24 protein-coding genes and 2 riboswitches are annotated in these 24,824 nt (G+C 43.7%); of the genes, 11 read left to right on the forward strand and 13 right to left on the reverse strand.

Features of this window, described 5'->3' with window-relative positions:
* Positions 1 to 170 precede the first annotated feature (170 nt).
* Together HOP45_RS04005 and HOP45_RS04010 are read left to right on the forward strand one after the other, a co-directional pair.
* Positions 171 to 677 (forward strand): DUF6933 domain-containing protein, encoded by a 507-nt coding sequence (locus HOP45_RS04005; RefSeq protein WP_181347618.1) that lies wholly within the window; start codon positions 171 to 173, stop codon positions 675 to 677.
* 231 nt (positions 678 to 908) lie between these two features.
* Positions 909 to 2,306, forward strand: coding sequence for an MBL fold metallo-hydrolase (locus tag HOP45_RS04010; RefSeq protein ID WP_181347619.1), 1,398 nt, complete (start codon positions 909 to 911; stop codon positions 2,304 to 2,306).
* A 232-nt stretch (positions 2,307 to 2,538) separates the two neighbouring features.
* Here HOP45_RS04010 and HOP45_RS04015 read toward each other — a convergent pair whose 3' ends face one another.
* The 3 genes from HOP45_RS04015 to HOP45_RS04025 form a co-directional block, all read right to left on the reverse strand.
* Positions 2,539 to 3,774, reverse strand: coding sequence for a tetratricopeptide repeat protein (locus tag HOP45_RS04015; protein ID WP_181347620.1), 1,236 nt, complete (start codon positions 3,772 to 3,774; stop codon positions 2,539 to 2,541).
* A gap of 356 nt (positions 3,775 to 4,130) precedes the next feature.
* Entirely contained in the window at positions 4,131 to 4,268 is a 138-nt protein-coding gene (locus HOP45_RS04020; RefSeq protein ID WP_181347621.1) for a hypothetical protein, read from the reverse strand.
* A gap of 61 nt (positions 4,269 to 4,329) precedes the next feature.
* Positions 4,330 to 5,589: a helix-turn-helix domain-containing protein gene (locus tag HOP45_RS04025; RefSeq protein WP_181347622.1), complete on the reverse strand. Its 1,260-nt coding sequence runs from the start codon at positions 5,587 to 5,589 to the stop codon at positions 4,330 to 4,332.
* A 567-nt stretch (positions 5,590 to 6,156) separates the two neighbouring features.
* Between HOP45_RS04025 and HOP45_RS04030 the strand changes: the two genes are divergently transcribed.
* Positions 6,157 to 8,106, forward strand: coding sequence for an aconitate hydratase (locus HOP45_RS04030; RefSeq protein WP_181347623.1), 1,950 nt, complete (start codon positions 6,157 to 6,159; stop codon positions 8,104 to 8,106).
* 305 nt (positions 8,107 to 8,411) lie between these two features.
* On the opposite strand, the gene HOP45_RS04035 is transcribed toward HOP45_RS04030, so the two are convergent.
* The 3 genes from HOP45_RS04035 to betB form a co-directional block, all read right to left on the reverse strand.
* Positions 8,412 to 9,368 carry a ring-cleaving dioxygenase gene (locus HOP45_RS04035; RefSeq protein WP_181347624.1) on the reverse strand — a complete coding sequence of 319 codons (957 nt, stop codon included), beginning with the start codon at positions 9,366 to 9,368 and terminating at the stop codon, positions 8,412 to 8,414.
* A 24-nt stretch (positions 9,369 to 9,392) separates the two neighbouring features.
* A complete protein-coding gene (locus HOP45_RS04040; RefSeq protein ID WP_181347625.1) occupies positions 9,393 to 9,791 on the reverse strand; it encodes a DoxX family protein in 399 nt (132 codons plus the stop codon).
* Between the two features lie 363 nt (positions 9,792 to 10,154).
* A complete protein-coding gene (gene betB, locus HOP45_RS04045) occupies positions 10,155 to 11,612 on the reverse strand; it encodes a betaine-aldehyde dehydrogenase (RefSeq protein WP_255437488.1) in 1,458 nt (485 codons plus the stop codon).
* A gap of 271 nt (positions 11,613 to 11,883) precedes the next feature.
* Between betB and cudC the strand changes: the two genes are divergently transcribed.
* Both cudC and HOP45_RS04055 read left to right on the forward strand, forming a co-directional pair.
* Positions 11,884 to 12,435: a choline uptake/conversion transcriptional regulator CudC gene (gene cudC, locus HOP45_RS04050; RefSeq protein ID WP_181347627.1), complete on the forward strand. Its 552-nt coding sequence runs from the start codon at positions 11,884 to 11,886 to the stop codon at positions 12,433 to 12,435.
* Between the two features lie 168 nt (positions 12,436 to 12,603).
* Positions 12,604 to 14,208 carry a high affinity choline transporter 1 gene (locus tag HOP45_RS04055; protein ID WP_181347790.1) on the forward strand — a complete coding sequence of 535 codons (1,605 nt, stop codon included), beginning with the start codon at positions 12,604 to 12,606 and terminating at the stop codon, positions 14,206 to 14,208.
* A gap of 39 nt (positions 14,209 to 14,247) precedes the next feature.
* Here HOP45_RS04055 and HOP45_RS04060 read toward each other — a convergent pair whose 3' ends face one another.
* The 3 genes from HOP45_RS04060 to HOP45_RS04070 all read right to left on the reverse strand — a co-directional run bounded on the left by HOP45_RS04060 (position 14,248) and on the right by HOP45_RS04070 (position 15,707).
* On the reverse strand, positions 14,248 to 14,952 hold the full coding sequence (locus HOP45_RS04060) for a YqjF family protein (RefSeq protein ID WP_181347628.1): 705 nt from the start codon (positions 14,950 to 14,952) through the stop codon (positions 14,248 to 14,250).
* A 67-nt stretch (positions 14,953 to 15,019) separates the two neighbouring features.
* Complete coding sequence (sda, locus tag HOP45_RS20950) at positions 15,020 to 15,184, reverse strand: sporulation histidine kinase inhibitor Sda (RefSeq protein ID WP_370457943.1); 165 nt, start codon at positions 15,182 to 15,184, stop codon at positions 15,020 to 15,022.
* The gene (locus tag HOP45_RS04070; protein WP_181347630.1) at positions 15,144 to 15,707 is read right to left on the reverse strand and encodes a helix-turn-helix domain-containing protein; all 564 of its coding nucleotides are present in this window, start codon (positions 15,705 to 15,707) and stop codon (positions 15,144 to 15,146) included. Before HOP45_RS04070 ends, sda begins: the two co-directional genes overlap by 41 nt.
* A 262-nt stretch (positions 15,708 to 15,969) precedes the next feature.
* Positions 15,970 to 16,082, forward strand: a riboswitch (TPP riboswitch).
* Positions 16,083 to 16,186: 104 nt separating this feature from the next.
* Positions 16,187 to 16,291: riboswitch (TPP riboswitch) on the forward strand.
* An 85-nt stretch (positions 16,292 to 16,376) separates the two neighbouring features.
* Here HOP45_RS04070 and tenA point away from each other — a divergent pair.
* The 5 genes from tenA (at position 16,377) to HOP45_RS04095 (ending at position 19,984) form a co-directional block, all read left to right on the forward strand.
* On the forward strand, positions 16,377 to 17,063 hold the full coding sequence (gene tenA / locus HOP45_RS04075) for a thiaminase II (protein ID WP_181347631.1): 687 nt from the start codon (positions 16,377 to 16,379) through the stop codon (positions 17,061 to 17,063).
* Positions 17,060 to 17,866: a bifunctional hydroxymethylpyrimidine kinase/phosphomethylpyrimidine kinase gene (gene thiD / locus HOP45_RS04080; RefSeq protein WP_181347632.1), complete on the forward strand. Its 807-nt coding sequence runs from the start codon at positions 17,060 to 17,062 to the stop codon at positions 17,864 to 17,866. The genes tenA and thiD overlap by 4 nt, the downstream gene beginning before the upstream one ends.
* Entirely contained in the window at positions 17,863 to 18,672 is an 810-nt protein-coding gene (gene thiM, locus HOP45_RS04085) for a hydroxyethylthiazole kinase (protein ID WP_181347633.1), read from the forward strand. The genes thiD and thiM overlap by 4 nt, the downstream gene beginning before the upstream one ends.
* On the forward strand, positions 18,669 to 19,295 hold the full coding sequence (gene thiE / locus HOP45_RS04090) for a thiamine phosphate synthase (protein ID WP_181347634.1): 627 nt from the start codon (positions 18,669 to 18,671) through the stop codon (positions 19,293 to 19,295). The genes thiM and thiE overlap by 4 nt, the downstream gene beginning before the upstream one ends.
* Positions 19,296 to 19,372: 77 nt before the next feature.
* Entirely contained in the window at positions 19,373 to 19,984 is a 612-nt protein-coding gene (locus HOP45_RS04095; protein ID WP_181347635.1) for a trimeric intracellular cation channel family protein, read from the forward strand.
* Between the two features lie 47 nt (positions 19,985 to 20,031).
* Here the strand turns inward: HOP45_RS04095 and HOP45_RS04100 are convergent, their stop codons facing one another.
* Together HOP45_RS04100 and cysK are read right to left on the reverse strand one after the other, a co-directional pair.
* Positions 20,032 to 20,511 (reverse strand): DinB family protein, encoded by a 480-nt coding sequence (locus HOP45_RS04100; protein ID WP_181347636.1) that lies wholly within the window; start codon positions 20,509 to 20,511, stop codon positions 20,032 to 20,034.
* 19 nt (positions 20,512 to 20,530) lie between these two features.
* A complete protein-coding gene (cysK, locus tag HOP45_RS04105; protein WP_181347637.1) occupies positions 20,531 to 21,460 on the reverse strand; it encodes a cysteine synthase A in 930 nt (309 codons plus the stop codon).
* Between the two features lie 239 nt (positions 21,461 to 21,699).
* Here cysK and HOP45_RS04110 point away from each other — a divergent pair, with 239 nt between their 5' ends.
* Positions 21,700 to 23,016, forward strand: a complete 1,317-nt coding sequence (locus HOP45_RS04110; protein ID WP_181347638.1) for a lysine N(6)-hydroxylase/L-ornithine N(5)-oxygenase family protein — start codon at positions 21,700 to 21,702, stop codon at positions 23,014 to 23,016.
* Positions 23,017 to 23,158: 142 nt separating this feature from the next.
* On the opposite strand, the gene HOP45_RS04115 is transcribed toward HOP45_RS04110, so the two are convergent.
* Both HOP45_RS04115 and HOP45_RS04120 read right to left on the reverse strand, forming a co-directional pair.
* Positions 23,159 to 23,797 (reverse strand): YpmS family protein, encoded by a 639-nt coding sequence (locus tag HOP45_RS04115; protein WP_181347639.1) that lies wholly within the window; start codon positions 23,795 to 23,797, stop codon positions 23,159 to 23,161.
* A gap of 19 nt (positions 23,798 to 23,816) precedes the next feature.
* Entirely contained in the window at positions 23,817 to 24,725 is a 909-nt protein-coding gene (locus HOP45_RS04120; protein ID WP_181347640.1) for a DUF459 domain-containing protein, read from the reverse strand.
* Positions 24,726 to 24,824: the final 99 nt, after the last annotated feature.

Here is a 24,824-nt window from a genome sequence, read left to right on the forward strand (position 1 = left end):
CTTATACAATATATTTCGATACCCTAAATATATATCATAAACTGTCGAATAAAAAAAGGGAAGCAACTTACTTGAAGCGCTCAGCCTCTGTCTCAAAATATTTTCAAATAACGCGTAAAACCTTTATACTAGTGCTAGAGTGAGACAGATAAGTTGAACGGAGGCTATGTATGTTTGTTATCGGGACCACGCAAAAATTAGCGAAAGAATTAAACAAAACGTTAGAACCGCAAGATCATGTCGAAACACCAGAGATTAACAAGTGGCACATGAATATGTTCAAGTGGAATGACCGGAAGTGTGTACTGCTCATGAATGATAAAACTGGGCTCAATTTATTATTGTTCGGCTTGGAAAAAGAACAATTTGAGAATATTGATAACGTCTTGAAAGGTTCATTGAAGCAACTGTTGCAATTACTGGAATTGGATCAAGAGATAAAGGATCAATTTCTTGAAGCATCAGAGGAAATCGTTTATACAAAAACTTCGAACCGACGTGTCCTCGGCATGATGAGAGAAATTAAAACCACGGTTGAATCTATGCTTGAAGGAGTCAGTTACGAAGATGTTGATGCTGCGGATATTAATCGCATGAACAATATGGATCGCATTTTCACAGCTCTGCAAAATCAAACTCCCTCTAAAGTAGTTGAGCAATACTTCAACTTAGGATAAACGTCGAGAGCATACCTTAACGGTGTGCTTTTTTATGTGTACGATCCTCTCTGTACCTAAAATCCTGTATCCGTTGACGATTGCTCTCATAAGGTTTTGTATTATCACATCAAAATTAAACGAGCAGGAGAATTCCCTTTCAACATGGAATAAAGATGCAGAAGAGTTTACTTTCATACGGGCAGGGGTATATAATTGACACAAACGTTATGAATAGTCTGGAGGGTTAATATGTATTTTGAGTCTTTTTTTGATGAAAACCTTGCTCAAAAATCTTATTTAATCGGGTGTCAGCGTACAGGAGAAGCGTTAGTCATTGATCCAGCGCGAGATCTTAGCGCTTATTTCGAAACAGCTGAAAAAGAAGGCTTCACATTATCGGCCGCAGCAGAAACCCATATTCATGCCGATTTTGTTTCTGGAGCTAAGGAAATGGCCAAACAAGCAGAGGCTACACTCTATCTATCAAATGAAGGAGAAGCTGACTGGAAATATCAATACGTGGAGTATATCGCCCATCAACTGCTCAACGATGGTGACGTGTTCTACGTCGGAAACATCAAGCTTGAGGTTATGCATACCCCGGGCCACACGCCGGAAAGCCTGTCCTTTATTTTGACAGACGAAGGAGGGGGAGCAGACACACCAATGGGGGTATTTACAGGTGATTTTGTTTTCGTTGGTGACGTAGGCCGCCCGGACTTACTGGAAAAAGCGGCAGGGGAAACAGGGAGTTCCGAATCTAGTGCAGCAACGATGTACGACTCCATTCAGCGTTTCAAATCATTACCTGATTATGTGCAAATATGGCCCGGCCATGGAGCAGGCAGTGCTTGCGGGAAATCATTAGGCTCCGTCCCTTTATCAACCGTCGGTTACGAAAAACGCACCAATTGGGCATTTCAAATCGAAGATCGTGCAACATTTGTGCAGCAATTGCTGGAAGGGCAACCTGAACCACCTAAGTATTTTGCCATGATGAAAAAATTGAATAAAGAAGGGCCCGCTTATGTGAATCAGCAATCTGTCAGCATGATGGACCTTGATCAATTGGATACAGAGAAGCAATTCGTCGTAGATACGCGGCCATCATCAGCATTTGCGGAAGGTCATCTGCCTGGCACCATCAATATTCCGTTTAATGCATCATTCGCGAATTGGGCAGGGTGGCTTCTGCCTTATAATCAAGAGATAAGCCTTATAGGAGATCCTTCTCACCGAGAGGATATTCAAAAGGTCCTGCAGTCGATTGGACTGGATCATCTAAAAGGCATGGTAGACGCCCAGGAGTTGGAGAACATGAGCAAACTGGAAACGTATGAGGAAATCTCAGCAGCACAATTGAAAGAGTATTTCAGACATGAGGAGGAATTCCTGATAGTCGACGTCCGTTATCAATCCGAATGGGACGCCGGCCACATCGAAAACGCCCTGCATGTCATGCTGGGGGACCTGCCCGAACGAATCAACGAGATCCCCGCAGATAAAACACCGATTGTCCATTGCCGCTCCGGAGCGCGAGCAGCAATTGCAGTAAGCATCCTGCAAGCGAACGGCTTCAAGCAAACGAAAAATCTAAAAGGCGGATACCTTGCATGGACGAAAGCGAAGTACCCCGTCACCTCTTAATAGACAGAACTGAATAAAACACAAAAAATGCCGAACTGATTTTCGAATCGTTCGGCATTTTTGTGTTTTAAGGAAGGTGTTCCATGATCGCTCAGTCAAAAAAGAAAGACCACTTTCCTGCGGGATCTTCAGCTCGCGCTGCTCCCGTGGGAGTCTCCGTGTTTTGACTACGCTATATACGTTCCCAACACGCTTTTTATCACATCTGATAGTTGTCGCATTCACTTTAGTATCAGGTTTCCTGATGAAGTTTGTGGTAATAATGAGCAGATCGTTTATAATCCTGCAGTTGAAAATAGGTTTCACCTAAATGTTTTAATATCTCTTTCCGTTCATCATCTTCTCCGTTTGCTTCAAAAAACACAAGCGCCTTTTCTAAATGGTACGTAATATCGGTGTTAACAATCCCTGATAAAACATAATCAAGCAAATAAAATTTATACGTGTACTTCGTATGATCACACGCTTTAGACAAATCCAGCCCTCTCTTAATCATATTACTGGCGCCCTGTGGATCATTCGATTCCATTAACACTTTAGCCATCAGATACAACGATGTAATTTTGCCTTTGCCTGTTTTAGCTTGTTCACTTTCGCTTAAATAGTATAGGGCCTGTTCATACTCTTGCTGTAAGTAATAAACATACCCCAAATTATGCAGGGCTTGTGATTTAATAATTTGAAAATCGACAGTATCCTGCGTGATATGGATGATGCCGGAAAATTGCTGTTGAGCCTGATCGTATTCCTGGGCTTTAATATAGTTCATGCCGAGCAGCAGGTTACATTTTGTGATGTACTTATAGTTCATTTGCTTGGCATAGATTTGTAAGGCTTGCTCTGTATACGATATCGACTTCAATACTTTTCCTTTTTTACAGTAAGCTAACCCTGCATAGTACCAGAGTTCCGGCTCTTCAACGGAAGTCTGGTTAATCAAAGCTTCAGCTGTTTGTAAAGTACGGATAGAGCGGTTGAACTCTTCATTTTTGTATAAAGCCATCCCAGTAAATAAATGATAGTAAAACGAGAGTTTAGCAGAAAACTCATCTTTGCATGATTCTAAATCCTTACTGAGTGTTAAGGCATGTGTAATGTCGCCTGTATAAATGGCGTACCGCATGTGGTACACATATAAACAGAGATGCAGGTTAACATCATTGACCTTAGCAATCGAATGCTGAATCTTCTTCAACTGACTGCTCAGTGTACCCTGGTCATGTTCAGCTTTAATATTGTCGAGAAACGATTGAATATCGTGCAAAACTTGCTCATGTTTTTCAGATCTAGATGCGGGCTCTTGGTGGTCTAATCGCTTATACAGCTGATCGATCGTCTCAAGCATCGGTTGGATGGTATTATCTTCTATTTTATCTAAATAGTCAGCCGAACAAATTCCGTTCGCCAGTTCATGCTTGGTGCGGCCTTGTGCGATTCGCTTTGATTTGATAGAAATACCATGTCTCATGTCGCATCTACTGACCTTTCTGTATATATATAATATCTTCAGTATAATATATCAATGTGAAATTGCCAGCTATTCGACAAATTAAGACAAAATTCTGATGTGGCAAATAGCCTCATTTTATAGCAAAGTTGAGGAACAGTTGTAGATAAATGCATAATCTTCATTTCTTTTCTTGTATCAAAAAAGCAATCTGGGAAAGAGAGGTTCTATTTCAGGGAGTTGATTGGCAATACTAGGGGAGGTAGGGGCTTAAATGATGCTGTCGAAATCCTTCGTTATATGTACAGCTAGGGTATAAAGAGCAAAAAAAATGAACCATGCAAGTGCAATGGTTCATTAGTGAACGAGTGGAACAATTAAGCTCCATCCTCTACAGAATTAATTCCACCTACGTCGTACTCACCAGCTTCAACAGTACCAACACCATTTAATGAACTGAAGCCTAGAGTTAGAACGAAGCCTAATGCAGCTACACATGCAACAAATTTTTTCATGTTATAATCCTCCTAAATATATTTTAGAAAGAATTTCGTTAATGAAATCCTTTCGTGTTACCTAATAGTTTCCTGAGAACAATTTTAAATCATATTTATAAAAGTGAGCAGCTTGTTTATACTTACCTTTATTATAATAGTAGTCCCCAAGTTTAGTTGCTAAACCTCTTAAATGTCTATATTGTTCAGACTCCTCAAAGTATTCCATTGCTTTTCTAATACTTTTAATAAAGTCTTCATCATTTTCCATTTGTAAGTAGTAATCTATAAAAGAGGTTAATAGTTTAAAGTAGTCATCATCTCTGGTTGAGTAAGAGGAAGCTTTTAAGAATAAGTTGTTTGCCTCGGTTGTCTTGTTAGTTTTTAATAAGCATTCAATTAAGGATCGGTACGTAATTAATAGACTAGCAGTATCTTTATGTTTGATAGACTCCTTAAAGTTAACTATGGCTTCTTCAATTCTCTCAGTATCACTCAAAACCATACCATAATTGTGGTAGATTCTACCAAGTAAAGAAGTATAATTATTCTTTAATGCTTTCTCTTTTGCTTGTTCTAACTCTTTAGCGGCTTCGTCATATAAATCAATCTCCCCATAGAGGGAACCGAGTAAGTTATGGCTGCGACATTCATCAAAAGGTTTATTGAGATTCTTATAGTTTTGAAGCGCTGTATGAGTATAGTTAATCGCATTTTGATAATTATTTATCCCCCGGTGAATTAAGGCCATATTGTAACTGATGGCGGCTCTTATTGAGGGGGCATCTGATAGTCTATTAAACCTCTCGAAATGTTCAAGACTTGCATTGAAATTCCTGTTGTAGTAATTTTTTGCCCCTTGGAAGTAATGATGAGCTTCTTCTAATGGTGAAGACAAGTATCCTGGGTTGACGCCGTCTAAATAATACTGAAGATAGGTGTCATAAATGTACTCTGCTTCCTCATATCTTTCTTTCTTGTACAAAAAAGCACCTTTGAGCAAGAGGTAAAAAATTTCCATCTTTATGGGCTGGAGGTATTGAAAATAGCTTTCTTCGATCATTTCGATCAACTCTTCAGCCCGCTCCATATTTAGGATGATAGAAGATTGCATCTGCAGTAACAAATATTGGAGTTCAATATCTTCATTACTGTGATTAAGTAAAAAATCAGGCGGTACTTCTAATGTTGGAGCGATGGAACGCAAAAATTCCTCATTGGGCTGGTTGTGCTCATTTTCAACCCTGCTGACTTGGGAGATGGAATATACGCTGTTTGATAGATCCTTTAATGTGTAGTTGTTTTTCCGACGATACACATATATTCTTCTGCCGATATGCACGGGCGGAACCTCCCAAACTCAGTTGTTAAGTTTTGTAATTCTTATTATACATAGGATTGCCTTCTCTCAAAAGGCTTAAGAAAGGAGAAAGGAAAGTAAGAATTAGGAAAGGATGTAAAGCGGGGTATGTTAAGGTGCTTTCGGAATGATCATTTTGCACCTTCATTCCATTAACTATCATTTTAATGAGTATAAAAGACTATAAAAAATGTTGGTTTCGGGACTAATTAATTATTTTTGAAATATATTTAAATTGTTCACTCTATATCAATATTATGTTTAGTTTATCAAATGAAGTCGTTTGAATTCAAAATATGTTGAAATAGTGAAGAAGAATTCCTAATAATGACAAATAAGAGGAAAAGTATGAATTATATGAGTAAATACCCACAAGAAAGGGTATTAAATAAATAAGTACGTCAATTAATCCTTGTGTTGTATTAAGTCACCTTTCTATGCTTCTAAACAAATATAGTATAGAGTTTAAGGTGGAATACATCGACAACAACCAGTTCGAGATGGAACTGGTAAAGGAATCTTTGAACATAGGTCAAAGGAGGAAGTTTAATGGGTTATAACGTTGCTCAGAAACTCATCAAGGATCACTTAGTGGAAGGAAAGATGGATCCAGGTGCGGAGATTGGTTTGAAAATTGATCAAACTCTCACGCAGGATGCCACAGGTACGATGGTGATGCTGGAGCTTGAAGCGATGGGAATCGACCGGGCAAAAACGGAAGCTTCTGCTCAGTATGTTGACCATAACTTGATTCAGGAAGACAGTAAAAATCCTGACGATCACTTGTTTTTAGAAAGTGCTGCTGAACGATTCGGATTGTATTTCAGTCGGCCGGGTAATGGCGTAAGTCACCCAGTACACATGCAGCGGTTAGCTCGACCAGGACGAACGCTGCTTGGCTCAGACAGTCATACGTGTGCAAACGGCTGTATGGGTATGCTCGCGATTGGTGCTGGCGGCATTGACGTAGCGATGGCCATCGCCGGAGAACCTTTCTATGTGAAAATGCCGAAAGTTTGGGGCGTCAAGGTCACAGGCGAACTCCCGGATTGGGTAAGCGCCAAAGATGCTATTCTTGAAATGTTGCGCCGTCATGGAGTAAAAGGTGGCGTTAACCATATCTTTGAATATTATGGTCCTGGATTGAAAGAACTGACCGCGATGGATCGTCACGTCATCGCTAATATGGGAGCTGAACTAGGAGCTACCGCTACCGTTTTCCCATCCGATGAAGAGACGAAGCGTTATATGAAATTACAGGGTCGTGAAGATGAATGGATTGAATTGAAGGCAGATCAGGATGCCACTTATGATGTTGAAGAAGAAATCAACCTATCTGAATTAGTCCCTATGATTGCGAAGCCGTCCAGTCCCGGAAATGTGGTTCCGGTCAATGAGGTGGCAGGTGAACCGATTTACCAATCGTATATTGGATCATCAGCTAATCCGGGATTCCGTGATTTTGCGATTGCTTCCAAAATTGTAGAAGGACGTCAAATTGCAGATGGACTCTCATTTGATTTGAACCCGACGTCACGACAGATGTTGATTGATCTTTCCCAACAAGGACATATTGCGAACTTTCTTCAGGCTGGAGCGCGTTTGCACCAGGCAGGCTGTAACGGATGCATCGGCATGGGACAGGCGCCGGCTACAGGTCGGAACAGCTTAAGAACGACCCCTCGAAACTTCCCAGGCCGTTCTGGTACCAAAGAAGACAGTGTTTTCCTATGCAGCCCGGAAGTCGCAGCCGTATCTGCATTAACGGGGATGATCACAGATCCACGAACGATGGATTTTGATTATCCAAAAGTTCAGGAACTTGAACAGCCAACTGTTGATACGCAACTGCTTGAAGAACCATTACCGAAAGAAAAAGCACAGCAAGTCGATCTGGTGAAGGGGCCAAACATCGCCTCTATACCGAAAATGAACGAGCTTCCAAATGATATGGAGGTTCCTGTGCTTCTGAAAATGGGCGATAACATTTCAACAGACGAAATCTTAGCAGGAGGGGCGCGTGTCCTGCCTTACCGTAGTAATTTACCGGAAATTGCTAAGTTCACTTTTGAAATTGTTGATGAAAGTTATTATGATCGTGCGATGGATATCAAAGATCAAGGCGGACACGCTGTTGTCGGCGGTGCTAACTATGGTCAAGGTTCAAGCCGTGAGCATGCTGCGTTAGCTCCAAAATATCTGGGTCTTCGAGTTGCCATCGTGAAGGACTTTGCCCGTATCCATTGGCAAAACCTCGCTAACTTCGGCGTATTGCCACTTGTTTTCGTGAATGAGTCCGATCATGAAGAGCTAGAACAAGGCGATGTCTTGCAGCTGAAGGACTTGCGCAAGAAAATTCATGAAGGGAACGAATTCATGATTGAAGTTAAAGGCAAGGACAAGCAAATTAAAGTACGTCACGACTTGTCTGAACGCCAAATCGAAATTATGGAAAGCGGCGGTATCATCAACTGGGTCAAAGACCGCTTAAGACAATAGAAATGACAAAAAAGAAAGGGTGCCCTTAAGCAGTTCGCTGCTAGGGGCACCCTTTCTTTTTTGTTGTGGGTAAGCTCGGATCTATCAGCCGCACGCGTGGATATCAGTCCAATGTCTTGAGATATCGGTCCAAATTCCGCAATATCGGTCGCGCGCCAGAATATCAGACTAAAATCAGATATATCGATCAAACGCCTGAAGATATCGGTCCAAAACAACTATATCGGTCGCACCGCCAAAGATATCAGTCCAAGCAAGAAGTGGAGCGGCAGAATATCTGCCGCTCCACCAAACGAAGTCCTCATTTACGTTTTCAACGGGTTCAAGCTTGCTTCAATTTGTTCACGCTTGTGTTCAAGGAACGGAGGGAGAGCAAGACTTTCACCTAAATGGTCGACGTTTTCATCTGTGGCGAATCCAGGGCCGTCTGTAGCAAGCTCAAACAGTATGCCATTAGGTTCGCGGAAGTATAATGATTTGAAGTAGAAGCGATCGACAAGTCCGGAATTCGGGATGCGTGCCTGTTTCATACGCTTTTCCCATTCGGCCAGTTCATGTTCATCCTCGACTCGGAAGGCCACGTGGTGGACACTGCCACGGCCGGGGCGTTCTTGTGATTGGCCTGCTTGTTCTTCGACATGCACTTCCGCACCTGTGCCTCCGGCTCCTGTGGAAAATACATGTATGTCGCCGTCGTTTCCTTGATAATGTCCCGATTTTTCAAAGCCTAAGAAGTCGGTCAACACGGTTTGAGTAGGATTCAGCTCAGCGACTGTCAACCTTATAGGGCCGAGGCCGCGTATGCCTTGATTTTGAGGAACGGGGCTGCGATCCCATGGTGTGCCTGATTCGACGCCATTGTTATGCTCATCTGAGACGAGCATTAAGCGCTGGCCTTCAGGATCTTGAAAGGCGAGCGTCTGACGGCCAAAACGTTCCTGAATCGCTTCATGTTCGACATCAAACTGTTCAAATCTTTCTTTCCAGTATTGCAGGGCGCTGTCATTTGCCACGCGTAAGGACGTTGTGGAAATGCTTTGATTTCCGCTATACGTATTGCCGGCGTTGGGGATTTCGAAAAACGTCAGGTCGGTACCTGGATTGCCGACTTCGTCTGCGTAAAACAGGTGGTACATGGAATGGGCATCCTGATTGACCGTTTTTTTAACGAGCCGCATGCCAAGTACGTGCGTATAGAATTCATAGTTCTTTGCTGCATTGGCGGTAATAGCAGAAACGTGGTGAATACCTTTAAGTTTCATATCAAACTCCTCCTCAGATTGTTCTTAAAAGATCAGATAATCTAAAGCAAACTTGCCTGGTCCGGTAAGTGCAATGCCGACTGCAACCACGATCAATACGGCGTTATACTCGTAACCGCTTTGTGTAGACCAGAAACCATTCTGGCCATGGACTTTCACGATAGCGACGATCATGGTAACAACGATTAATAATGCTGCAAGCGGGGTGAGAAAACCTGCTGCGAAAAACAATCCACCTATGATTTCAGATAACCCCGCAACGAGGGCCATCGCTTTTCCAGGTTTTATATTAAGGGATTCAAAAAATCCTCCAGTACTTTGTAAGCCATGGCCGCCAAACATACCAAACACTTTTTGTGCCCCGTGTCCAGCGAATGATAGGCCGACTAACAGCCGGATGAGTAAGATACCTAAGCTTTCCATATTATATTACCTCCTAAAACTGATGTAACTGTGAAGACTCTGTTACATTCGTGAGAGATTGCTTGAATCTCGCTTGTGCTCCTTATGCGGGAGGTGAAAAGCACACCATCTAGGAATCAAGTCTGCACCACTGATTAACAGAGTCTAAGATAAGAATAAAATAAATCTTGATTTCAAGATAAATGATAAATCGTATTGTCTTGTTTGTCAACAAATCGAACATGATGGGGCTTCGACTTAAAAATCCCTGCCGTTCATCTGAACGGCAGGGAAGACCTCAATGATATTGATTTTGGTATTCGTTGATGCACCGTTGTAACGACTTTTTTGTTCAAGGCTTTTTAAAAAGTGGCCAATTAAAGTCTATTTGAACCAGTGAATCGGTTCAGGGTTCTTATTGCGGAAAATGTGTTTCGTTTCGGTGTATTCTTCAAAGCCAGGGCGGCCTAATTCGCGACCGATTCCAGACTGCTTGTATCCACCCCAGGGGGCTTGGGCAAAGTAGGGATGGAAGTCGTTGATCCAAACAGTGCCAAGGCGAAGTTTAGATGCTACGAATTCGGCTTTTTCAAGGTCTGTTGACCAAACAGCGCCTGATAGACCATAAATAGTGTCGTTAGCAAGTGAAACGGCCTCCTCTTTACTGGTGAACTTTTCAATCGTTAAAACAGGGCCAAATACTTCTTCTTGAACAATCTTCATGTCGGACGAGCATTCCGTGAAGATGGTCGGCAGATAGAAGAACCCATTTTGGAGTTCTGGATCATCAGGTCGTTTTCCGCCCAGAATAAGATGGGCTCCTTCTTCTTTGCCGATTTCAACGTAATGTTCTACTTTGGCGCGATGTTCTTCTGAAATAAGCGGGCCGCTTTGCGTTTCGTTGTCAAAACCGCTGCCAAGTGTAATACGGCTAGCACGTGTGGCAAGCTCTTCTACAAATTGATCGTGAATCGATTCTTCTACGAGAAGGCGTGCGCCAGCTGAGCAGACCTGACCAGCATGGAAAAAGACGGCATTCAACGCCTGGTCGACAGCAGTTTCAAAGTCGGCATCCGCAAAGACGAGATTAGGATTTTTACCTCCCAATTCTAAGGCAATGTTTTTAACATTGACACTTGCGGCTTGCATGATTTTTTTACCTGTTTCGATGCCGCCTGTGAATGAAATAAGGTCGACATTTTCGTTGTTGGCCAGTTCCGCCCCTGTGTTATGGCCAGGGCCGAGGACGAGGTTGGCCACACCGCTTGGTACGCCTGCTTGTTCCATCAGTTCGAACACTTTGACGGTCGTCAGCGGTGTAATTTCACTAGGTTTAACGACAATTGTGTTTCCTGCTGCCAGGGCTGGTGCTATTTTCCAGGCAGCTTGCAGCAAGGGATAGTTCCACGGCGTAATTTGACCGCAGACCCCTACCGGCTCGCGAACGACCTTGCTTTCTGAATCGGGCATAGGGGAGGAGATGATCTCTCCGCCTTCTTTATCAGCAAGTCCAGCAAAATATAGGAAGACATTAGCGATGTCGTCCATGTCCGCTCGGCTTTCTTCTATTGTTTTGCCGGAATCCAATGTTTCCAGTCGAGCCAGTTCTTCGTTATTTTCTCTAATTAAATGGGCAATCTGATAGACGATTTCGCCCCGTTCGTTTGCAGGGAGGTTCGCCCAATCACCTTGATCGAATGCTGTTCGGGAAGCTTGGATGGCTTCCTTGGCATCACGCTCATCTCCTTCAGCTGCTTTTGCGACAATCTCCTGATTGTAAGGATTAATGATGTCGCGGGTGTTTTTTGAAAGGGCATCAACCCATTTGCCGTTAATGTACATGTGCTGTTGTTGTTCCACACGCTTCACTCCTTTTGCGTATAAGTTTGTTAAATTTATTAAGAAAATATTTAACGTTTTGAATAGTTTCAACCCTAACATGGTGATCTCATACTGTCAAAACGACAAAAAAACTGAATTCATGCTCAACCTATGGGCTGATGGGCAGGAAAAGGGATTAAAAAACTTAAACGTTTTGACAAGTTTTTATTTTTCGTTAAGATAAGTTTGTAAAGAAAAAATTTAATAAACTTAATTGCGTAGGAGGTTGTAAATGTCGAACGACTATCAAGAACAAGCCCGGGCTTCCATTGAAGAAGCAAAAGGGTTGGTTGTGGATTCAATTGCTGAAACAATTGATCTCTATGGTGTCACACGCAGTGCGGGAACATTGTATGGCACCATGTATTTCGAAGAGGACATGACACTCGATGAGATGCGCGAAAAACTCGGGATGAGTAAACCGAGTATGAGCACGGGTGTTAAAAAGCTTCAAGATTATAACATCGTGAAGCAAACCTTCCGCAAAGGAACACGCAAACAGACCTTTGTGGCTGAAAAGGATTTCTTTCAGTTTTTCGCTAACTTTTTTGCGAAAAAGTGGATGAGAGAGGCAAAAATTAATTTGGATGCGATCAAACGCGCTCAACGGGAGTTGGATGAGGTGCTGGAATCTGATCAACTCGATCATGAGCTCAGAGAAGAAGCCGCTGCCATCTATAATCAAATGGAAGCGTCAAAACCTTACTATCAATGGCTGCAAAAACTTGTTGCCTCGCTTGAAAGCGGAGAACTATTCGAGCTTCTCCCTTTAGATGAAGACTAAAAGACAATACGGCTCTCTTAGGATAACATAGCGTTATTTAAGGGAGGCGTACGCTCAGCATAAGTTACTGAATATTCATAATAATCTGTCTACTAATAGAATTTAGGAGTGATGCAAGTGCTAGAAAATTCAAATGAACACAAGTCATTTTGGGCGAAAAACGCCCCCATGCTATTAATTGGATTGCTATTGGCGATCGCCGTCGTCTATATCGGGATGACCAATGAAAACATCCATTGGGGCGGCTTTATAGCTATGATTGTATTTTATGCCCTCGTTTACTATATAGGAGCCGTCCTCGCTACAAAAAACTCCAACACCCTTTCTGATATGATGGTCGCAAAACGGAGCCTTCCTTTAGGCATTGCGATGTTCACGATGGCTGCCACGTGGGTAGGTGGCGGTTACGTCAACGGAACTGCTGAATTCACTTATAGTGATGGGCTTGTTTGGGCCCAAGCGCCGTGGGGTTATGCATTAAGTTTAATAATTGGTGGTATTTTTTACGCTCGTAAAATGCGTCGTTATGAATTTATGACAATCATCGATCCGCTTGAACAGCGCTTTGGCAAACGTATGGCAGGTGTTCTCTATATCCCTGCTTTGCTTGGGGAGATGTTTTGGAGTGCAGCTATCCTCACAGCTCTTGGTACAACGTTTGGTACGATTCTAAACATCGATTTCACGACATCGATTATTTTATCCGGCATCATTGCGATCGCGTATACGGTGCTTGGCGGTATGTGGGCTGTTGCTTACACCGATCTATTCCAAATGGCTATTCTGTTAATCGGTCTCTTCCTCGTTGTCCCATTTGCCTTAAATCATGTCGGAGGGATTGATTCAGCCTGGGGGAATTACTCCGCTGAGCTAGGTTCTTATGCTCAATTGATTCCGCCGTTAAATGGCTGGCAGGACCCTGCGTGGGGCAATTGGTACTGGAATTGGATCGACTATGCCTTGCTGCTGGTATTCGGCGGTATCGCGTGGCAAGTCTATTTCCAGCGTGTCCTATCCGCTAAAAATGAAAAAACAGCGATGTGGCTATCGATAACTGCCGGTTTCATTTGCATTATAGCGGCGATTCCCGCTGTGTTGATTGGAATGGTAGGTTTCAATATTGATTGGGCCGGTATGGGGCTTCCGGATCCGGAAAATGCTTCCGTGATTCTTCCGCACGTCTTACGGTATTTAACGCCTGAACTGGTTGCTTCAGTTGGACTGGGGGCGCTGGCAGCTGCCGTCATGTCCTCCATGGACTCATCTATTCTCTCTGCTTCGTCTATGGCTTCCTGGAATATTTATCGCCCGTTGATCAATCCTGAAGCCAGCCAGGACAAACTGAAAAAAGTCATCAAACGGACGATCATTATCATTGGTGTGGGTGCCATGATCATTGCTTTAAACGTCCAGAGTGTTTATACACTTTGGTATCTGGCATCCGATTTGGTTTACACAATCCTTTTCCCGCAATTGACAATGGCTTTATTTTATAAAAATGCCAATATTTACGGTTCGATTGCAGGGTTTGCCGTCGCCTTATTCTTAAGGATAGGAGGCGGAGAACCAGCACTAGGATTGCCTGCTTTCCTTCCTTACCCAATGATTTCAGAAGGTGGCATCGTGTTATTCCCTTTCAGAACGCTCGCTTGTGTCGCGGCGTTTGTCTTCATCTTCATTGTGTCTGAACTGACGAAGAAAAAGGCCAAGCCGCAACCCTTACAACTTCCAGCTCATAAGCAGACTGGAAACGAGGGAAATGTAACTTCATAAGCTAATAAATGAACAGACCTCAGGGCCACGCCCTGGGGTCTATATTTGTTTGGTCAGGGGAAATGAGTGTGCGTGCTGATGGTCACTGTAATAGGCAATCGGCTGTTTTGAGAAAATGGCGTCTGGGAGCAGGTCTGACTTATAGAAGTGGTGGTCTATTCTTGCCTTTTGAAGCTTCCAACTTTGATGATAAATCGGTCCTTTATAGATCATCCGATCATGGGTGAGCCACAGGCAATACCGTTCGGTTAACCAGTAGATTAAAGACCCTGGTTCTGCCTGAAGGGGAGGAGATACCACGGAATAATGAACGGCAAAATGATCGAGCCCTTTTGAACTCCGACTGACAAACCTATTGGAGAGGCCGTTTTGTTGGCTTCGTATCGAAGCTGAAAAGTAAGGCAGACCAAACATGGTATGGACAAAACGAGCCATAAGGGGGTGATTGGCATTGATTTTTAGAAAATAGACCCCTTTTATTCCTTCATACGTGACGTAAGTGCGGATATTCAATTCATCGAACGCGTTGAATCCAGGGATGACAGGGCAACCTTTTATACGGGTGTTGCTCACATGAAAAGGAATGAGGCTGATCCAAGCTGTACCTTGGTACTCATCTAATGTAAAAGAAGGGGGGATTAATGGGAGGAGAATATCTCTCGGCACCGGCCAATTCATAAACAATAGATCTGTCCAGTCTTGCTCCATAAACCATGTGCGAGAAAACCAGGAATAATCTGACATTTAACAAGACTCCCTTTTACCATTTGGTTTTCCCAACTAAAAGCGAATCATGTATGTCGGTTGATTTTTATTTAACGGGTTGTTTAGGCTTAATCTGTAATTTGCGTTGCTGAAGTTCCTGCTTGAGTAAATCAATAAATTCGAGATCGACGTTTGATTTTAAGGCTAAATGATATGTTAACTTCAACATATCATTTGAGAGGTATCTCACGGCTAAGCACCCCTTTGTCATGTGTTAAGTTTGTGGAAGTTGTGGCAACACCGATGATATTTCCTTTGTGATTAAGGAGAGGACGTGCAAACACATAGTAATAAAGTTGCTCATCGGGCAAATCGAAGTGAATGTATTCTGTGAAGGTTTTCCCGGTCTTAATGACCTTATCTTTAAGTGATATAAGTGCATTTGTCCCATCACCGTTGTGAATATCATCGGGGCGCTTACCGATGATGGTTAAAGGGTTCAAACTTGAGTGAGGGTTATAAATCCACGTAAACCGCAAGTTTAAATCACAATGTGCCACTGTAATTGGGGATCCTTCTATTGCTGCCTGAAAGGGCTCACTGAGATGATCGGTGAAAAACAGTGATGGGTCGATGTTCAAAAATCGGGAGATTTGTTTGGCGACAGCCATGCTTGGGTTGCGTGTGTCGCTTTCGATTTGGGTGTAGTATGCGCGGTTGATGTGAGCTCCTCTCGCGACTTCTTCTTGAGTAAGGTTTAGTTCTTTTCTGATTTGGATTAACCATTCTCTCATGATTGTTTGCCCCTCTCACGATAGCTGTCTGATATTTAATACTTATTCTTTGTCGAATTATGATTACCTTGTGGCAGATTGCCACAAGAAGCACTTTTTTAGTTATATTTATCTATATCCGCATAATTAATTCATTAATCCAGGAAAAACGAAAAGCAAATAGGCTGATAAATGGATTATTTTTCTAGTTATTTCCTTCGATAAATGAGGCATGACAGACGTGCTGAGGTTTGATACGATGAAAGAAGCAGATTAAATTGAATATGACTACTAGGGGTGCCCAGGAGTTTGGGCTGAGAGAGAAGCGCGATCAGGCTTTTCAACCCTTGACCTGATCTGGTTAGCACCAGCGGAGGAAAGTAGCGCGACGCGTAACTCTACGTATATCATCAGCCAGGTCCTTACTTTGTTTGGAGCTGGTTTTTGTTGTTGAAAGGAGGGGAGGATAGACGCATTCATTTTGATCTGCTTGATTAACGCGAAGCTGCTGGGGGCGCTGTTTTAAGCTGAGATAAGGAGAGATCCTTTGTCCCTTAGAACCTGATCTGGTTAGCACCTGCGAAGGGAAGCAGGATGATGCCATTAATACGACATGTATATTTGTCATCCCGACGTTTCCCTTCTGACTTTCACCTCTAGTGAAAGGAACCATAAGAAGGAGGCTATATTATGACATTTACTGAACAATTACGCAGAAAGAATGATGATCTATTTAACATGATTTATGACCATCCGTTCGTCCAGGGGATCAAAACTGGTGATGTCCCTGAGGAAGCGATAGCTCACTATATTAAGGCTGATTATGAGTATTTGAATGCGTTTATGCATATTTATGGCATCGCAATATCAAAATCAACTCAACGCGAAGATGTGGCGTTTTTCAATGAGCAAATCCAGTTTGTTTTGAATAGTGAAGTGCACCCCCACCATAATTTCTGTGACCATATTGGTGTCGGTTATGAAGAATTGCAAGGTTATGCTTTACCCCCTACGGCTGATCATTATGTTAAGCACATGATGTATCACGCTCAAATGGGGTCTCTGGGTGAAGCCCTGGCTGCTTTATTGCCATGTCCCTGGACGTACCTTGAAATTGGAGACAACCTCAAACAAGAGGCGCAGCCGGGTCCAGACCACCCTTTTTATGACTGGATAACCTTTTATGCTGATCCTGAAGTAGCCGATATCACCCTCCAACTAAGAAATCGGCTGGATGCTGCAGCAGAGGGTGCTTCTGAGTACCAAAAGAAACGAATGGAAACAGCATTTCGGAAAAGCTGTCAGCTCGAGTGGTCGTTCTGGAATATGGCGTATACATGTGAAGAATGGCCGGAAAATAAGGAGGTTAACTTATGAAAGAAACACCATGCGCTCTCACTATTGCTGGAACGGATCCCAGTGGAGGAGCAGGAATACAAGCTGATTTAAAAACGTTCCAAGAGTTGAAGAGTTATGGCATGTCTGTCATTACTTCGGTTGTGGCACAAAATACAACAGGTGTTCAGGATGTTTTCCATTTACCGCTTGAGATGCTGAAGCGGCAAATCACCTCTATTATTGAAGATATGCCGCTGCATGCCATGAAGACGGGGATGATTGCGAACCGCGACATGATGAAAGTGATTGCTCCAGTCGTCCAAAATAAATCCGTTGCTTATGTGATGGACCCCGTCATGGTGGCGAAAAGCGGAGATCCCTTAATGGAAGAAGCGGATAGGTTGTTTTTGCGTGATGAACTCCTTCCATATGCAGATGTGGTCACGCCAAATTTGCCTGAGGCGGAAGCTTGGACAGGCAAGCAAATACGAGATGAAAAAGATATGAAAGAAGCGGCAGTCCAACTTGTGCAGCAATATGGTGCTGGGGCAGCCTTGATTAAAGGCGGGCATCTTGATGGTCAAGCGATCGATATATTATACGATGGTCATCATTTCCGCACCTTTGCGTCCGAGCGAATTAATACAAAGCACACGCATGGAACGGGATGTACGTATTCCGCCGCGATTACAGCTTATTTAAGTCAAGGCTACGTTCTCGAGGATGCGGTGGAAGCCGCGAAACAATATGTAACGTCAGCTATAAGACATTCCTTTGCACTCGGCCATGGGAACGGGCCGACGAATCATTGGGCTTGGCGTGAGGAGGTTAAGAGCAGATGAGTGGACAATATATTGGACAGCTTATTCGTGAAGTGCGCGAGATACAGCCTCTAGTCCATCACATCACCAATAAAGTCGTCATGAATTTTTCTGCGAATGGTCTGCTTGCTTTTGGCGGTTCTCCTGTGATGGCTGCTGAAGAAGCAGAGACGGCAGACATGGCCAGTGTCTCCCAAGGCCTGCTCCTTAATATTGGAACCATGACAAAACCGGAATTAGCAGCTATGATCACAGCAGGACGAGCAGCCAACGAAAACGGCGTACCTGTCGTGATCGATCCGGTTGGTGTGGCTGCAACACCTTTTCGTTCTGAATCTGTGCAGAAGCTGTTAAATGAGGTGAAGCCTACACTCATTAAAGGAAATGCAGGGGAGATGGCCCACTTAATTGATGTTCCATGGGAGACCAAAGGGGTGGATTCGACAGGTGAAGGGGACGTGGGTTATCTGGCGAGTCAGGTGGCTCAAACGTACCACACGGTTGCGCTTGTTACGGGTGAAACAGATGTGCTCAGTGACGGTAATCAAACGGCTGAAAATAGACATGGCAGCCCTATGTTGGCGCGCATTACGGGGTCGGGTTGTTTATTAGGCTCGGTGGTTACAGCTTGTCTTAGCTCTTCATCCTCCACCTTGGATGCTGCACTGGCTGGTACTGCATTTTATGGGTTGGCGGCTGAGTATGCGGCTCATCAATTATACGTCCATGGGCCTGGCACCTTTACACCTGCCTTCCTTGATAGTTTAGCTTTGAGTTGGGAGGAATTAGTGCTGGACGGTAAAAAGACACGGGTGACGTATTTATGAACCCTCGTTTTTCGGGTGAGCAGCTCAGAAAATATTTCGTGATGGGGAGCCAAAACTGTCTCAATGATCCTGTTTTGACTTTGCAAGCGGCCATTGAAGGCGGCATTACAGCCTTTCAATTTCGCGAAAAAGGAGAAGGTAGCTTAACAGGTGAGGCTAAACGGAACCTTGGCCTTATTCTCCGTGAGGAATGCCGTAAGCATGGGGTGTTGTTTTTCATCAATGATGATAGTGATCTTGCTCTGGATTTAGATGTTGATGGTATTCATATCGGGCAAGAAGACGAAGCGGCTGCGCGTGTGCGTGACCGGTTTCCCGATAAATGGATCGGTTTATCAGTCTCGACGTTCGAGGAGTTAGAGAAGAGTGACGTGCAGACTGTAGATTATCTTGGATTAGGTCCGATTTTTTCGACGGCGACCAAAGCAGATGCTAAACAAGCAGTAGGAACAGAGTGGATTAAAACAGTGAAGCGCCATCATCCGCAACTTCCGCTGGTAGGCATTGGGGGCATCACAACGGCAAACGCCCATGAGGTCATCCAAGCAGGAGCTGACGGAGTAGCGGTTATAACCGCGATCTCCCATGCCAAGGATATTCAAATGGCCGTTTCGGAACTGTAGGACACCACATTACCCTGTTGTCATAGCGTTCTTCTTGCTAAGATATGAGTAGCAGAAATAAGAAGGAGTTTGGAACTATGGCTTGGGATGTGTTAAATGTTATTGCTGTGGCTGCGTTTGCTTTTAGCGGGGCCATTGTAGCATTGAGTGAACGTTATGATATATTTGGAACGTTCATACTCGGTATCGCCACCCCATTCGCGGGTGGCATTATCCGGAATATCGCATTGGATGTTCCGGTGGTCCACGTATGGGAACAGAGCAGCTTGCTATGGGTGGCTGTCATCACGATATCGATTGTGTATGTGTTTCCGAAAAGCTGGGTTATGTTTTGGGATCGCTGGAATGTGTATTTAGATGCCGTTGGATTGTCAGCGTTTGCTTTACAGGGTGCGGCATTTGCGGTCGAGAATGGTTTCCCTTTCGGCGGGATATTATTTGCGGCTATTTTAACCGGTGTAGGCGGCGGGGTAACACGAGATGTGTTGGCGCAACGGCGCCCCATGGTTCTTCATCAGGAGATTTATGCCGTATGGGCGTTAGTAGCCGGTTTATCGGTCGCGGGCGGTCTTATTGATTTGGCTAGCACCTGGCAAACGTATGGATTGTTCATCTTGGTTATAGGCTGTCGCGTCACATCGTATCATCTCGGCTGGCACTTGAGATTTCGCGACCTTTACCGTTTATGACCGTTAAAAACGGTAAAGGTCGCGAGTTATTCTTGTGCATGAGCTGCTCAAAGCTGTTCGAACTCTTGAGCTCGCTTTAGGCCAATAATCGTACCTTGATGAATCGATTCATGGTAAAGCGAGAATGTCATCGCTTCTTCTAAGGTCGCCAAGTGAAAGGAACCAATCTGCATCGGTTGGTCCCTTTTTTCATGGAGCCGATTAGCGAACGTTTGCTTTATTTGTGACGTTTGAGCTTGCAAATATGATTGGATCTCTTCAGCTCGGGGCGGCGTGCTTTCCCATTGGCTTGGTGAAGTTCTTGGGCTGAAGAATGAAACATACTGCTCAGGGAGTTGTTTGTCCTCGCCTGTGAACCCGTAAACCAACTTTTCCTGCACGACCAAAATATGGCCGAAGTTCCACCGAAGTGAGTTATTGAATCCTTTCGGTACCGTATCTAATGCATAATCGGGCGTGGTTTCCAGACTTGAAATGGTCCGGTTGCGTACAGATTCCATATGTTGGAATACAACCTCTTCGTTCATGTTTACGCCTCCTTGTAAATTAATATCTGAACAGATCCCCTGAGAGGTACCGTTCGCCGGTATCCGGTGCGATGACGACCACGATTTCTCCTTGATCCTTTTGCTCAGCTACCTCCATCGCTGTAAAACAGGCAGCTCCTGCTGATGTACCGACTAAAATGCCTTCCTCTTTGGCTAAGCGTCTAGTGATCGCATAGGCCTGCTCATCTGTCACTTTGCATATTTCATCATAAATGGTTTGATTCAAAATATCCGGAATGAAACCGGGGCTTGTCCCGACTAATTTATGTTTGCCGGGTTTCCCCCCTGAAAGAACAGGGGATCCAGCAGGTTCAGCGACATGAATGGAAAGGTGCTCATAGTGCTTTTTCAGTTCTTCGCCTGTTCCGGTAACCGTTCCCCCGGTACCTGCTGTGGAGACAAAGGCTGATAGCGGCTTACCAATTTCGTTCATCGCGGCGATTATTTCGGCCGCGGTTGTTTGCCGGTGAGCATCGGGGTTGGCCTTATTTTCGAATTGCATCGGCATGAAACTATTCGGGATTTCATCTACGAGTTCTTTTGCTTTTTCGATAGCTCCGGGCATTTTGTCTGCTCCGGGCGATAGAACGATTTCAGCTCCGTAAGCCTTCAATAAGTTGATGCGTTCCTGAGTCATGGTATCCGGCATGACAAGAATGGATCGGTACCCTTTAGCAGTGGCACTCATAGCAATGCCGATGCCCGTGTTGCCGCTTGTTGGCTCAATGATAGTGGAACCTTCCTTTAACAAACCTTCCTTTTCTGCTTCAACCATCATATTATAAGCGGCACGGTCTTTGACACTTCCGCTTGGATTGAACATTTCTAATTTCATATAAATATAAGCCCCGTCTTCAGGCGACAGACGGTTCAGTTTAACTAACGGTGTTTCGCCGATTAAATCTGCAATATTATTTACAACGCGCATGTTGTCACATCCTTTTACCGGTTGACTTTTCTCCACTATTTTAACACACGTAAATGGATTATTCCCATCACCTCACTCAGGATAGCTTCTTTCCTTATAACAAGCGCATGATCACGAGGAATCAAGATCATACTAACGTATAAAAGTGACGTACTGAATACAGTGATAACTATGTTATGATGAAGGTTAAATAACTAACAAGGTGAAACGTCTTTTTCACACCAAAAGGGGAACACATAATGAACGAAACGAAGGAAATGTATGATTTAATCGGAGTAGGCGTCGGTCCATTCAACCTTAGCTTAGCAGCTTTGTTAGATGAGCAGACGGAGGTTGATGCGTTGTTTTTTGAGCAAAAACAACAGTTTGATTGGCACCCTGGCATGTTGATCGAAGGGACGAGACTTCAAGTGCCATTTCTTGCTGATTTGGTAACGATGGCTGACCCGAAGAGCCCGTATAGCTTTTTAAATTATATCAACGAAAATGAGCGGATGTATCAGTTCTACTTTTTGCAACGGTTGGAAATACCGCGACGTGAATATAATGACTATTGTCAGTGGGTCTCAAACCAACTTGCGAGTTGTGTGTTCGGCCATCGCGTAACGAATCTCCGCTACATTGAGGATAATGAGCCGTATTTCGAAGTGGAAGTTCTGGATATAGCATCTGAAGAAACGAAAGGGTTTCGAACCAAACATCTCGTATTGGGGTCAGGGAGTGTTCCCGCTATGCCGAAATCCTTCCAGGGCCTACCGGAAGAGGATGTGTTTCATACCGCTGACTTTCTCAAACATCAGGAACGCTGTCGACAATCGGAAGCCATATCTGTCATCGGCTCAGGGCAAAGCGCTGCTGAAACGTTCAGGGAATTGTTGAAGGAGCAACAAGATCATGGCTACCGATTGAATTGGATTACGCGTTCCGGGTTCGCTTCTATGGAAGAATCGAAATTAAGCCTGGAGCATTTCTCCCCCGATTATGTGAATTACTTTTATCAGCTTCCTCAACATAAAAAAGATGAAATATTTACGGACCAGGATTTGTTTTATAAAGGCATCAGTAACCATACGGTGACAGATATTTATAATCTGCTTTATGAACATTCTATCGGGCAGGACCGCGTCGATGCGGGGTTACAAGTTTTGACTGAAGTGAAGAATATTGAATCCAAATCGAACGCCCCAGGCTACACCATTACGTGTCAGCATAAGCAAACGGGCGAGACCTTTGAAATGCAGAGCGATGTCGTTATTACGGCCACTGGGTACCGTCCCTATGTGCCTGATTTCATACACCAACTAGGCTCGTTTGTGGAATGGGACGAAGAGGGGCGATACAAGGTTGAACCCGACTATCGATTAGTGAAAACAGCAGAGACCCCGAGTGAAATCTACGTGCACAGCGGGATTTCCCATACCCATGGGGTCGGCTCTACGAATTTAGGTTTAGCTGTGCATAGGAACAAGGTGATTATTAACCATTTGATGAATCGGGACGTTTATAAGATACCCGATCAAAACATCTTCCAGCAATTCGATGCGCCGAACACGTAATACGCGCATGAATGACGGAGATGAAAAACCGAACATTGCTGAGGAGTCATGACCGTAGGTAAGGGAATGCCTTCCTTGCTATACAAAAATGCCGAATGATTTGCAATCAGTTCGGCATTTTTATGTTTTAGACAAAGCCTTTTTAGTCGTTCAATTTTTCGGAGACCATGCGCTGAGCAAAATTGAACGACTCATTTGGGACGGCTATGTTGAAGGCAAGTTGATTGCTTTTAAGATTGAACCGATCCACACTCACATTAAAATTACTGGCCGTCTCCATGTCGGTAACGGCGACATAAATGTTTTCATCATTTGGGTTTACGACGACCCATTCAGGAAGGTTGTAACTGTCACGGACATATTCTAACACCTTTTTGGTGGGCAACGGCAATTTTCCTAAGGAAATGCTTTCTTGTTCCAGCACAACATCGCCGTTTTCCTGGACAACGGGATTAAACTGGGCAGTGAGCGGAATCTTTTGGTCAAACGCTTCAATGTTCCCTTTTAATTCAACATTTCGCTCTAGTGAAATCGAATAGTTCAGGCCGGTATCTTTTGATAGTTCTCCGAGATACTCGTTGGCTAGCTGTTCGAGGTTCTCTTTAGTGGATACAACAGTAAATTGGGCTTCTTTATTTTCTTTTTGCTCATCAACATTGACAAGCGTATACGAAGTGGGAAGAAACACTAACCCTAATATCCAAAGGACAATCCCGATATTCACAATGGCGAGGCCGAAGAAAAGTGCTTTCCATTTATTTTTAATCGTAAACTTCTTCATATCATTCCACCCTGGGTGTTTACTGGTTTTGCTCAATATCTGATCTTATATATTCTAACACGCGCTCTGCAATAAGTTTATACCCTTTTTCATTCGGATGGAAATTATCCTCTTTCCATAATAGGTCTGTATTCTGGTTATTAAAAATATCTTTGATAGGGATAAAGTTGACCCCGTTTTGATCTGAAATGACTTCCTTAGTGATGCGGTTATAATCACTAGTAATTTGGCCAAGTTCTGGAATATTAGTAAAATAAGCTTCGAAAGGGTTATAGAGCCCGATTAAATAGACAGGAGCATTAGGGTTTCGTTCCCTGATTAAATTGACCAGTTCATCCATGCGTTCCCTGTAACCTTCTTGGGCTGTCACGAAATCCTGGTAGTTCAACCCCTCAAAATTACTCTTCAACACTTTGATGACATCGTTGGCCCCAATCGTCACTAGGACTAAATCAGCCTGTTCAATCGAACGGGTCATCTCTTCCTGTTTAACGCGCTCGATTAATTGATCGGTTCGATTGCCGCGTTTCCCATAATTCTCAATATTGATTTCTTCAGGCGTGTTACCATTGCTGTTTAGGGAATCTTCAAGCACGCCAACATAGCCTTCATTATCAGTGCTATCGCCAACCCCTTGCGTCAAAGAGTCTCCGATCGCCACAATATCGAGGTCATCTTGCACAAAGAGCCCACGAGCGTTTTCTAAGACACTGGTGAAAACCTCTCCGAGCGTACTTTCTTCAGGTTCTTCGTCAGCTTCCTCATCGTTTTGTTCGGCTGTGTCTTGTTCAGTCTCTTCAGGTTCTTCTTGTTGAGGGGTGTTGTCCGTTTCTTGATTAGACGGTGTATCTTGTATAATAATGATAAAAGTTAATAGGCCTGCGATTAGGAGGCCAAGAATCGAAATCATTAAAAGGAATTTTTTCATAAAAACATCACACCTGTTATTTCCTTTATTTTACCCTTATTATAATTATATGCCTAAATAGATGTTTGGAAAACGGTAAAGATTTAAAAAACAGCAAGA

The organism is Thalassobacillus sp. CUG 92003 (genome assembly GCF_013618635.1).
In the GTDB taxonomy this organism is placed as follows: Bacteria; Bacillota; Bacilli; order Bacillales; family Halobacillaceae; genus CUG-92003.